This window comes from Rhizobium sp. NPDC092011 (assembly GCF_044756305.1).
Taxonomy (GTDB): domain Bacteria; phylum Pseudomonadota; class Alphaproteobacteria; order Rhizobiales; family Rhizobiaceae; genus Rhizobium.
In genome coordinates, this window is sequence record NZ_JBIVSO010000046.1 from 1 (window position 1) to 2,588 (window position 2,588).

General features: G+C 59.3%; 3 protein-coding genes. All 3 read right to left on the minus strand.

From position 1 onward, the window contains the following. Positions 1-78 precede the first annotated feature (78 nt). From tnpC to tnpA, 3 genes are read right to left on the minus strand one after another with little or no spacing between them, the layout of a single operon-like run. On the minus strand, positions 79-1,668 hold the full coding sequence (gene tnpC / locus ACIQJ2_RS38205) for an IS66 family transposase (protein ID WP_400746777.1): 1,590 nt from the start codon (positions 1,666-1,668) through the stop codon (positions 79-81). A gap of 53 nt (positions 1,669-1,721) precedes the next feature. After that, positions 1,722-2,075, minus strand: coding sequence for an IS66 family insertion sequence element accessory protein TnpB (gene tnpB, locus ACIQJ2_RS38210; RefSeq protein WP_400678231.1), 354 nt, complete (start codon positions 2,073-2,075; stop codon positions 1,722-1,724). After that, on the minus strand, positions 2,056-2,502 hold the full coding sequence (gene tnpA, locus ACIQJ2_RS38215) for an IS66-like element accessory protein TnpA (protein WP_400678229.1): 447 nt from the start codon (positions 2,500-2,502) through the stop codon (positions 2,056-2,058). Before tnpA ends, tnpB begins: the two co-directional genes overlap by 20 nt. Between the last annotated feature and the right edge of the window lie 86 nt (positions 2,503-2,588).

The window sequence follows — 2,588 nt, forward strand, 5'->3', positions numbered from 1 at the left end:
GTAAGCGCGATTTTCCACGCACATTGACGTAGGCGGCATCACCGAACGGGCGCCTTTGCGAAGCGATATCCGGCTCTATCAAGCCGCGGTGGTCTTGGAGTAATTGAACGGCAGCAGATCGCCAATGTCGGCTTCTTCTTCGCGCTGAGGCAACTCGGTGAGCACGTGGCGCAGCCAAGAGAGTGGGTCGACGTCGCACGCCCGGCAGGTCAGCATCAGGCTGTAGATCACGGCGCTTGCCCTGGCTCCGTCAGCGGTATCGCTGAACAGCCATGATTTCCTTCCGGTGGCAAAAACTCTGATCTCGCGTTCCAGAATGTTGTTATCGATCGGCATGCCGCCGTCGCTGGTGTAGCGCGTCAGGTAGTCCCATTGGTTCAAAGTGTAGGACACGGCGTCGCCGAGCTTGGTATCCGGCACGACCTTTGGCGCGATGTTGTCGAGCCAGGCCTTTAGGGCGTTCAGGACAGGCAAGCTGTGCTGTTGCCGGAAACGGCGAATGCAATCGGCCTGCGTTTCGCCGGCGTCGGGCTTTCTGTCTCGCGCCTGCTTTTCGATCCGGTAGAGTTGCTCGAAGAACCGGAGTGCCTGTTCCGGCGGTCCGCCTCCATTCTTCCGGGTTTTGAGAGCCTCGACGAAGCGCCGCCGTGAATGAGCCATGCATCCGACATGGGTTGCGCCATTTAGTGTGCGCCATGCGGTGTAGCCATCGCTCACCAATATGCCGCGGTAGTCGCCGAGAAAGGTCTGCGGGTGGACCTGACCGCGGCCTGGCTGGTAGTCGAGAAGCACGATTGGTTCTTCACTATCTTCGCCGCTTCGATATGCCCACATATAGGACGTGCTGGTGGCCTCCTTGTCCTTTTCCTTGAGGACTTGGACCGTCGTCTCATCACCATGAATGAGAGGTTGCGATCGCAACCGCAGTTTCAGCGCATCATAGATGCGATGTAGATGCTTCTCGCTTGAGCCGATGACCCAGTGAGCGAGAGCGCCGCGGCTGATCGGAACACCAGCACGCTCAAATGTCTGCGCCACGCGGTAAAGCGGTGTGCCGTCGACGTATTTGTGGACGAGCGCGAAGGCTAACGTCGAGGCGGTGGCAATGCTGCCCGGCAGAGGCTGCTTCGGCATCGGTGCGATGACCACAGGCGTGTTGATGCCGGTGCGGTCGCATTGGCGGCAGGCGTATTTGAACCGCACATTCTGCAGAACCTTTGCCTTGACCTCGATATGGAGCTGCTCGGTAACGGCTTCGCCCATGCGATGCATTTGGCCATTGCAACAAGGGCAAGCTTTCTGATCGTCGGGAAGGTCGTATTCGACACGCTCGCGGGGCAGGTCTTCTGGCAGAGGTCTGCGGCCCCGCTTTTTACCCGCGGCACTTTCGACTGCTGGCAGGCCTGTATCCGGGAGATCGGCGACGTCGTCGCCATGATCAGGATCATTCTCGTCTGCGGCCTCTTCGGCCTCGTTGAAGAGGCGATCGACGTGCTTTTCGCTGCGCGGGGCAAAACGGTGCAGCCGTGCGAGCGCCAGCTCCTCTTCCAGCTTGACGACACGTTGCGAGAGCGCTTCCTTCTCGGCTTTAAGCGCAGCGATTTCGGCAGCATTTGCCGCCAACTGTGCCATCAGCTCTGCAACGCTTGGTTCGCCGGCCCGTGTCATCAGATTCTTGAATCTGAACCGCCACTGCGCGTCAACAGCTCAATTCGCCGCCTTCAACCGGCGATCTGATATTGCCGCACCGGATGACGGATCATCGCGTCGATATCAATCCCGTCGAGAATCCAGTGGAGCTGCTCGGTCGTCAGTGTAACCACCGCCACCTCTCGGCGCGGCCATCGGAACTTGTCTTCCGTCAACCGCTTCAGGATCAACACAAAGCCCGACCGATCGAAGAGCAGCAGCTTCACCCGGTCACGCCGGCGGTTGCAGAAGGCAAACACCGCAGGGGCAAACGGGTCCAGCGCCATCGTCTCCTGGACCAGGACCGCAAGGCTGTTGATGCCGGCCCGGAAGTCGATCGGCTCCCGATGCAGGTAGACCTTCAGATCAGCGCCCAGTCTGAACATGACCCAACGCTCCGATTATCGCCGTCAATCCGCTGAGATCGTCGCACTCCAGCGTCAGTCTCACACCATTGGGCAGGGACGCGCTCACCTTTGCTGGAGAGGAAAGTGGGCCGTTCCTGTCCGTTCCCGGCAATCGCTCTTCGCGATCCGCGGCTGGCATCTCAATGTCGAACTCCCTGCTCGGGGCCGCGACCTGAACGGGGATAAACGCAGATGTCGAAGACGGCGATAATGGATGGGCCTGGGTGTGCTTCCTGATCCATTTCCAAACGAGGTTCGCATTGACCCCGTGTTCTCGCGCCAGTTTCGATACCGATGCGCCGGGCTCAAGGCAGGCTGCAACAAGACGATCTTTCGAGCCTTGATCGAAGCGGCGTCTTCCATTCCGACCGACCAGCCGTACCGCGAGTTTTTGACCTTCATCCATAACTTGGTGTCCACCTCTTTTAAGTGGACACCTCATGCCAAAGCTCACTCAATTGCAGAAGGTGCGGAGAAATTCGCGCTTACGGT

What these genes read in the sequence shown, in the direction of transcription:
- tnpC (WP_400746777.1), bottom strand. Translation starts at nt 1,668, where the DNA reads ATGACACGGGCCGGCGAACCAAGCGTTGCAGAGCTGATGGCACAGTTG.
- tnpB (WP_400678231.1), bottom strand. Translation starts at nt 2,075, where the DNA reads ATGTTCAGACTGGGCGCTGATCTGAAGGTCTACCTGCATCGGGAGCCG.
- tnpA (WP_400678229.1), bottom strand. Translation starts at nt 2,502, where the DNA reads ATGGATGAAGGTCAAAAACTCGCGGTACGGCTGGTCGGTCGGAATGGA.